We start from the raw sequence: 8,172 nt of genomic DNA, 5'->3' as shown, positions 1-8,172 counted from the left end.
CTGCTCGACCATCCCGCCCGCGGGCTCGAGGCGGCGGCGGCGGGGGCGTATCTGATCGACGGGCTGCTGCGCGCGCTGGCCGAGTTCGTCGACGGCCGGCTCCACACGCCGGGCACGGGCGGCGATCGCCTCGCGCTGCTCGCGGTCGGCGGCTATGGCCGCGCCGAGATGGCCCCGCAGTCGGACGTCGATATCGGCTTCGTCACCCGAGGCGCGCCGTCCCTCCGAGCGCAGCAGGTCATCGAGTCGATCCTCTACACGCTCTGGGACCTGGGGCTTAAGGTCGGCCATTCCAGCCGCTCGCTCGACGAGATGGTGCGCCAGGCCAAGGCCGACGTCACCGCGCGCACCGCACTGCTGGAAGCGCGCTTCGTATGGGGCGACGCCGCGCTGTACGAAGAGGCCGGCCGCCGCTTCAAGGCCGAGATCCAACGCGGCAGCGAGCGTGCCTTCATCGCCGCCAAGCTGGCCGAGCGCGACGAGCGCCACCGCAAGATGGGCGACAGCCGTTACGTCGTCGAGCCCAACGTCAAGGAGGGCAAGGGCGGCCTGCGCGACCTGCACGCGCTGTTCTGGATCGGCAAATACGTGTTCGACGTGACCCGCGCCGCAGAGCTGGTCGACAAGGACCTGTTCACCCCGGCCGAATACCGGTTGTTTCACCGCGCCGACGACTGGTTGTGGGCGGTGCGCTGCCACCTCCACGCCATCACCGGCCGCGCCGAGGACCGGCTGACCTTCGACGTCCAGCGCGAGATCGCCGCGCGAATGCGCTTCTCCGACCGGCCGGGCAAGCCGGCGGTCGAGCGGTTCATGCAATATTACTTCTTGCAGGCGAAGACGGTGGGGACGCTGACCGGCGTCTTCCTCGCGCATCTCGACGAGCGCTTCGCGCCGATCGGGCGGGCGTTCGGGCTCGCCATGCTGCGCCGGCGCAAGCGCGGTCTGAACGGCTTCGGCATCGACCGCGACCGGCTGGCGCTGCCGCGCGACGGCTTCTTCGCCGAAGACCCGGTGCGATTGATCGAGCTGTTCCAGCTGGCCGACGTGCACGGGCTGGAGATCCACCCGCTGACGGTGCGCGCCGCCGCGCGCGACGCCAAGCTGATCGACGATCATCGCGCCGACCCGCGCGCCAACGCCCTCTTCCTCGATGTCCTGACCAGCCGCCACGACCCCGAGCTGGTGCTGCGCTGGATGAACGAGGCCGGCGTGCTGGGCCGCTTCGTCCCCGATTTCGGCCGCATCGTCGCGCTGATGCAGTTCGACATGTACCATCATTACACCGTCGACGAGCACACCATCCGCGCGATCGGCCTGTTGTCGCGGCTCGAGCGCGGCGCGATGACGGAGGAGCACCCGCTCGCCAGCGCCGTGATCGAGCAGATCGCGTCGCGTCGGGCGCTGTACGTCGCGGTGCTGCTCCACGACATCGCCAAGGGGCGCGGCGGCGACCATTCGGTGCTCGGTGCGGAGGTCGCCTGCCGGCTCGGCCCCAGGCTGGGGCTGACGGCAGCAGAGGCGGAGACGGCGGCGTGGCTGGTGCGCCATCACCTGCTGATGTCGGCAACAGCGTTCAAGCGCGACCTGTCGGACTTCAAAACGATCCTCGACTTCACCCGGCAGGTGCAGAGCACCGAGCGACTGCGGCTGCTGCTGGTGCTGACCATCGTTGACATCCAGGCGGTCGGGCCGGGCACCTGGAATGGCTGGAAGCGGCAGTTGCTCGACACCTTGTTCGCCGCCGCCGAGGAGGTGCTGCGCCTCGGTCACCAGCAGCGCGGCCGCGACGAGCGCATTGCCGCCAAGCAGGCGCGGCTGCGCGAGGCGCTTGGCTGGGAGGAGGCGGCGTTCAAGGCGCATGTGCGGCGGCTGCCCGCCTCCTATTGGGTGGCGGAGACCGACGATGTGCTGCTCGGCAACGCCCGCTTCCTCGCCGCCGCCGCGAACCGCCCGCTGGCGATCGACGCGCAGGTCTATCCCGATCGCGGCGCGACGCTGGTGACGATCGCCGCCGCCGACCATCCGGGGTTGTTCTACCGCATCGCCGGCGCGATCCATGTCGCCGGCGGTAACATCATCGACGCGCGCATCCACACCACCCGCGACGGCGTCGCGCTCGACAATTTCCTGGTGCAGGACCCGCTCGGCCGGCCGTTCGACGATGCCGGCCAGCTCGCCCGGCTGACCCGCGCGATCGAGGACGCGCTTGCCAATCGCGGCCGGCTCGACGAGCGGCTGCGCGCCCGCCCGCTCCCCCGGCCCCGCGCCGACGCCTTCGACATTCAGCCCAACGCGCTGATCGACAACCGCGCCTCGAATCGCTTCACCGTCGTCGAGGTTAACGCTCGCGACCGGCCGGCGCTGCTGGGACAGCTGGCCAACGCGCTGTTCCAGTCGAAGGTGACGGTGCATTCGGCGCACATCGCCACCTATGGCGAACGCGCGGTCGACACCTTCTATCTCACCGACCTGACCGGCGACAAGATCGCCGAAGGGCCAAGGCTGGCGGCGCTGGAGACGCGGCTGATCGCGGCGGCGGCGGGGCGGTAGGAGGCTGTCTCATCAGCGGCGCGCCGGCGCGGAGAGAACCCGCGCCGTCAGTCGGGGCTGCGCCCCGCTGGCCGTGTCGCCCACGCGACATAGAATAGCGTCGCCATTCTATTTGGGCGACAGCACCATCAGCATCTGCCGACCTTCCATCCGCGGATAGGCCTCGACCTTGGCGACTTCGTTGGTCGCCTCCGCGACGCGCTGCAGCACCGCCATGCCGAGCGATCCGTGCGAAAGCTCTCGGCCGCGAAAGCGCATCGTCACCTTGACTTTGTCGCCCTCCTCGATGAACTCGACCACCTTCTTCATCTTGGTGTCATAGTCGTGATCGTCAATGTTGGGACGCATCTTGATCTCCTTGATCTCCTGCGTCTTCTGCGACTTGCGGGCGAGGTTCGCCTTCTTCTGCGCCTCGTACTTGAACTTGCCGACGTCGAGGAACTTGGCGACCGGCGGGTCGGCGTTGGGCGACACCTCGACCAGGTCGAGGCCCAGCTCCTGCGCCTGCGCCATCGCCTCGCGGGTATACATCACGCCCAGATTTTCGCCCTCGTGATCGATCACGCGAACCTTGGGGCTGACGATGAATTCGTTGAACCGCGGGCCGTTCATCGGCGGTGCCTGGTTGGGCCGGCGCATGGGAGTGGGAGGGGGTATGGGTGTCGCTCCTATCGTGGTCAGATGACGGACATAGTGATTTTCCACCTCAAGCGGAAGGTGTGTTGCGCAGGTCGGGCGGCACCGCCTCCGCGCTGAGCGCGGCGAGCGTGGCGGCCAGCGTCGCCACCTCCTGCCCCTGGCTGCCGAGGCGGCGGATCGCCAGCGTGCCCTCGTCCGCCTCGCGCTTGCCGACGACGAGCAGCACCGGCACCTTGGCAACCGAGTGCTCGCGTACCTTATAGTTGATCTTCTCGTTCCTGAGGTCGGTCTCGACGCGCAGACCCGCCGCGCGCAGCTCGGCCGCGACCCGTTCGGCATAGTCGTCGGCGTCCGACACGATCGTCGCGACCACCGTCTGCACCGGTGCCAGCCATAGCGGGAAGCGGCCGGCGTGATGCTCGATGAGGATGCCGATGAAGCGCTCGAAGGTGCCCAGGATCGCGCGGTGGAGCATCACCGGCCGGTGGCGCTCGCCGTCCTGGCCGACGTAGCTCGCGTCGAGTCGGTCGGGCAGCACCCGGTCGGACTGGATGGTGCCGACCTGCCACGTCCGCCCGATCGCGTCGGTCAGGTGGAACTCCAGCTTCGGCGCATAGAAGGCCCCCTCGCCCGGCAGCTCCTCGAACTTCGCCTTGATCGCGTCGGACAGCGACGACGCCTGCACCGCCTGGCGCAGCTCCTCCTCCGCCTGGTCCCACATCGCGTCGCTGCCGAACCGCGCTTCGGGGCGCAGCGCCAGCTTGACCGCGTAATCCTCGAACCCCAAGTCGCGATAGACGCTGTCGAGCAGCTCGCAGAACTTCGTCACCTCGTCGACCAGCTGGTCCTCGCGCACGAAGATATGCGCATCGTCCTGGGTGAACTGGCGCACCCGCATGATGCCGTGCAGCGCGCCGTGCGGCTCGTTGCGGTGGCAGCAGCCGAACTCGGCCATGCGGATCGGCAGGTCGCGGTACGACTTGATCCCCTGCTTGAAGATCAGGACGTGCGCGGGGCAGTTCATCGGCTTCAGCGCCATCAGCTCGGCGTCGCCCGACAGCACCGCCGCGCCCTCCTCCGTCCCCGGGATCTCGTCGGGCACGACGAACATGTTCTCGCGATACTTGCCCCAGTGCCCCGACTGCTCCCACTGGCGGGCGTCCATCAGCTGCGGCGTCTTGACCTCGGCATAGTCGGCGGCGTCGAGGCGGCGGCGCATATACGCCTCCAGCTGCCGCCACAGCAGATAGCCCTTGGGGTGCCAGAACACGCTCCCCTGCGCCTCCGACTGGAGGTGGAACAGGTCCATGTCGGCACCGATGCGGCGATGGTCGCGCTTGGCGGCCTCCTCCAGCATGAGGAGGTGGGCGTCGAGCTGCTTCTTGTTGAGCCAGCCGGTGCCGTAGACGCGGCTGAGCATCGCATTGGCCTGGTCGCCGCGCCAATACGCCCCCGACACCCGCGTCAGCTTGAACGCCGCCGGGTCGAGCCGCCCCGTCGAGGGCATGTGCGGCCCGCGGCACATGTCGAGCCACTCGCCCTGGCGATAGATGGTCAGCTCCTCGCCATCGGGCAGCTCGGCAGCCCATTCGGCCTTGAACGTCTCGCCCTGCCGGATCCATGTCTCGATCAGCTGCTCTCGCGACCACACCTCGCGCACGAACGGCTCGTTGCGGGCGATGATGCGCCGCATCTCCGCCTCGATCGCGGGCAGGTCCTCATCGGTGAACGGCCCGCGATCCTTGGGCGCGGCGAAGTCGTAATAGAAACCGTCCTCGGTCGCCGGCCCGAAAGTGATCTGTGCGCCGGGGAACAGGTGCTGCACCGCCTCCGCCATGACATGCGCAAAGTCGTGGCGGGCGAGCGCCAGCGCATCGGCCTCATCACGCGCAGTGACCAGCGCCAGCTGCGCATCGCCCTCAAACGGTCGCGACAGGTCGCGCACCTCGCCGTCAACGCGCGCCGCCAGCGCCACCTTCGCCAGCCCCGGCCCGATCGCCGCGGCCACATCCGCGGGGGTAGTCCCGGGCGCAACCTCGCGGACGGAACCGTCGGGGAGCGTGATGCGGAACAAGGCGGACATGTCGAAACAAACCTCTGGCGGGAAAGGAGCGGCGGTACCGCGCGGCGGCTATAGCGGGCGAGTGATGCCAGAGCCACCCGGCGCATCGCCGACCGGATCGAGCACAGGTTGCGGCGAGACTCGCGTTGACCAAGAAAATATGCCAACTGCGCCTTGGGGAATTTAAATAGGGGGAAATATCATGCCAGTGCAAGCTCCGGCCGGCGTCGTCGCGTCGGCCTTCATGTTCCTGTACGAAAAGAACAGCAGCTTTCCGGGAAAGCTATCGCACCGGCTGTCCTCGCTGCCCGGGCTGACGGTCTGCCGCATCGGCGGCCTGCTCAACTTCATGGCCGAGAAGAACGTGACCAACGGTGCCGTGTGCCCCGGCATCAACGGTCAATATCCCGCCAACCATCTCCAGGGCGGTGGCAGCAACTATAGCTCGATCATCTCCGAAGTGCAGAACGCGCTTCAGCGAGTGACGATGACGGCAAACCTCACCGCCGCGATGCAGTGCGTGGTGGGTATCCAGGATTCATTCCTGGCGCTCGGCGTCGACAAGCTGATGGGTGCCGGCGATGCGACGCTGCGCGGCGCGAGTAGCGTGTATCGCGGGTTGTCGACTGCGAAGGGCTATGGCGACAAGGGCAAGACGGCGGCCGACATCCTGAAGGGGCTGCGTGACTATATCCAATCGGAGCGCGGCGATCCGGTCCACGTCTTCATCAACGTGATGTAGGGCTACGCCTCACGCCACTCCAAACGGCACGACATGGTTGTCGGCCGTATGCCCGATCAGCGCCCGCCCGAGATACGGCACACCCATCTCGCCGCACCAGCGTTGGATTATCAATTCCAGCGGCTCGCCCCAGGGCGGGTCGTTGGGCTTGATGTCGCTCACCGCGCCCAGTCGCACACCGGCGACGCCGCGCAGCTGGGTCGCGTGCGCCATATGCCAGAGCAGCCGGTCGATATTGTAGAGTGGCTCCGACACGTCCTCGATCAGCAGGACATGGTCGGCGAGGTCGGGCATCCACGGCGTCCCGATCAGCGCGCCCAGGATCGACAGGTTGAACGCCGCCGCCGGCCGGCCGTCGAGCCCCGGCTCCAGCCCCTGCCGATCGCCGCTCACCAGCCAGCCCAGCGAGCGCGCCACCGTCACGTCGCCGCCCACCCGCTGCGAGTCGATCACCATCGGCCCGTGAACCGGTCGGCCGATGCGGCGGGCATAGAGCGCGCCCAGCAGGAAACCGACGTCCGAATAGCCGCAATAGGCCTTGTGCCACGCCGCCGGGCCGAGCTGCGGCATGACGCTGGTCAATAGCCGGTTGGAGCCATAGCCGCCGCGCAGAAACCAGATCGCGTCGATCGCCGGGTCGTTCGCCATCTGCAGGAACGCCGCCGCGCGGGACGCGTCGGAGCCGGCGAAATGGCCGTCCTCCTCCCAGCATTGGGACGAGAAGATCAGGTCGGCATCGGGGTGGGTGATTGCGGCAAAGGCGCTGGCGGGGGCCAATGCCTCGCGCTTGCCGCGGCTGGCGGGGGCGACGATGCCGATTTTCATGAGCCGCGCCTCGCTTGCCTCGATCCGGCCGGACCGATAGCGCGATCGCATGGACGACGGCAAATCCGACATGGGCGATGCGCTGCCACCCTGTTTCCTGGTCGGCATCGGCGGGTCGGGGATGATGCCGCTGGCGATGATCCTCGCCGCAAGGGGCGTCCGGGTCGCCGGCTCCGACCGCGCGCTCGATGCGGGGCGCGTGCCCGCCAAGTTCGACGCGCTGCGCGACCTCGGCATCGCCCTGTTTCCGCAGGACGGCAGCGGCGTCGCCGCCGGCCAGCTGGTCGTCGCCTCCGCAGCGGTGGAGGAGAGCGTTCCCGACATCGTCGCCGCCACTGCGCTGGGCTGCGGGCGGATCGGCCGCGCCGGGCTGCTCGCGCAGCTGTTCAACGCCAGCGCGCTGCCGATCGGCGTCGCCGGTACCAGCGGCAAGTCGACCGTCACCGGCATGATCGGCTGGATCCTGCACGCGCTCGGTCGCGATCCGACGGTGATGAACGGCGCGGTGATGAAGAACTTCGTCCGCCCCGACGCGCCCTTTGCCAGCGCGCTAGTCGGGCGAGGTGACGCGTTCGTCAGCGAGGTCGACGAAAGCGACGGCTCGATCGCGCTGTATCGGCCGGGCATTGCCGTCCTCAACAATGTCAGCCTCGACCACAAGAGCCTGGACGAATTGCGGTCGCTGTTTACGGACTTCGCGCGGCAGGCGAGCACGACGATCGTCAATGTCGGCGACGTCGAGGCGGCGTTGTTGGCAGCGACACTCCCGCGCGAGCGGCTGGTGACGGTGGCGGTCGAGGGCGAGGCGGATCTGGTGGCGCGGGACTTGGCACCCGAGCCGTTCGCGATCGGCTTCGATCTGGTCGCTGCGCGCGAACGCCACCGCATCCGACTCGCCGTGCCCGGCCGCCACAACGTCGCCAACGCGCTTGCCGCGATCGGTGCGTGCGTCGCCGCCGGCGTTCCACTCGCCGACGTCGCGCGCGCGATCGAGGGGTTCGTCGGCCTGCGCCGCCGCTTCGACCTGGTCGGCAGGGCCGGGGGGATCGCGGTGATCGACGATTTTGGCCACAACCCCGACAAGATCGCCGCAACGCTGGCGACGCTGCACGCGCATCCCGGTCGCGTGTTGATCCTGTTCCAGCCGCACGGCTATCGGCCGCTGCGGATGATGCGCGACGAGTTGATCAAGACGTTCCGCCACGGGCTCGCGCCCGGCGACGTGCTGGTCCTGCCCGATCCGGTCTACCAGGGCGGCACAGTCGCGCGCGAGGTGACCAGCGCCGACATCGTCGCGCCGCTCGCCGCCGCCGGCCTCGACGCTCGCCACGTCGCCGACCGCGCCGCCGCC

The 8,172-nt window shown here is 68.7% G+C and carries 6 protein-coding genes; 3 read left to right on the top strand and 3 right to left on the bottom strand.

Annotated features, from left to right (window positions below; genetic code table 11):
- The coding region (locus HUU96_RS07735) for a [protein-PII] uridylyltransferase (protein WP_174292259.1) at positions 1–2,553 on the top strand (2,553 nt) is incomplete at its 5' end.
- Between the two features lie 108 nt (positions 2,554–2,661).
- On the opposite strand, the gene infC is transcribed toward HUU96_RS07735, so the two are convergent.
- Together infC and thrS are read right to left on the bottom strand one after the other, a co-directional pair.
- Positions 2,662–3,192: a translation initiation factor IF-3 gene (infC, locus tag HUU96_RS07730; RefSeq protein ID WP_174292258.1), complete on the bottom strand. Its 531-nt coding sequence runs from the start codon at positions 3,190–3,192 to the stop codon at positions 2,662–2,664.
- A gap of 67 nt (positions 3,193–3,259) precedes the next feature.
- Positions 3,260–5,275, bottom strand: a complete 2,016-nt coding sequence (gene thrS, locus HUU96_RS07725) for a threonine--tRNA ligase (protein ID WP_174292257.1) — start codon at positions 5,273–5,275, stop codon at positions 3,260–3,262.
- 181 nt (positions 5,276–5,456) lie between these two features.
- Here thrS and HUU96_RS07720 point away from each other — a divergent pair, with 181 nt between their 5' ends.
- A complete protein-coding gene (locus tag HUU96_RS07720; RefSeq protein WP_174292256.1) occupies positions 5,457–5,996 on the top strand; it encodes a hypothetical protein in 540 nt (179 codons plus the stop codon).
- A gap of 9 nt (positions 5,997–6,005) precedes the next feature.
- On the opposite strand, the gene HUU96_RS07715 is transcribed toward HUU96_RS07720, so the two are convergent.
- Positions 6,006–6,821 (bottom strand): LD-carboxypeptidase, encoded by an 816-nt coding sequence (locus HUU96_RS07715; RefSeq protein ID WP_174292255.1) that lies wholly within the window; start codon positions 6,819–6,821, stop codon positions 6,006–6,008.
- Positions 6,822–6,870: 49 nt separating this feature from the next.
- Between HUU96_RS07715 and HUU96_RS07710 the strand changes: the two genes are divergently transcribed.
- Positions 6,871–8,172, top strand: a 1,302-nt coding sequence (locus HUU96_RS07710; RefSeq protein ID WP_254605105.1) for a Mur ligase family protein, incomplete at its 3' end; no start/stop codon positions are given.

The sequence above is a fragment of the Sphingomonas bacterium genome, assembly GCF_903644135.1.
GTDB lineage: Bacteria > Pseudomonadota > Alphaproteobacteria > Sphingomonadales > Sphingomonadaceae > Sphingomonas.
The sequence above is the reverse complement of the archived record's forward strand: the minus strand, read 5'-3'. Positions and strand labels throughout refer to the sequence as shown.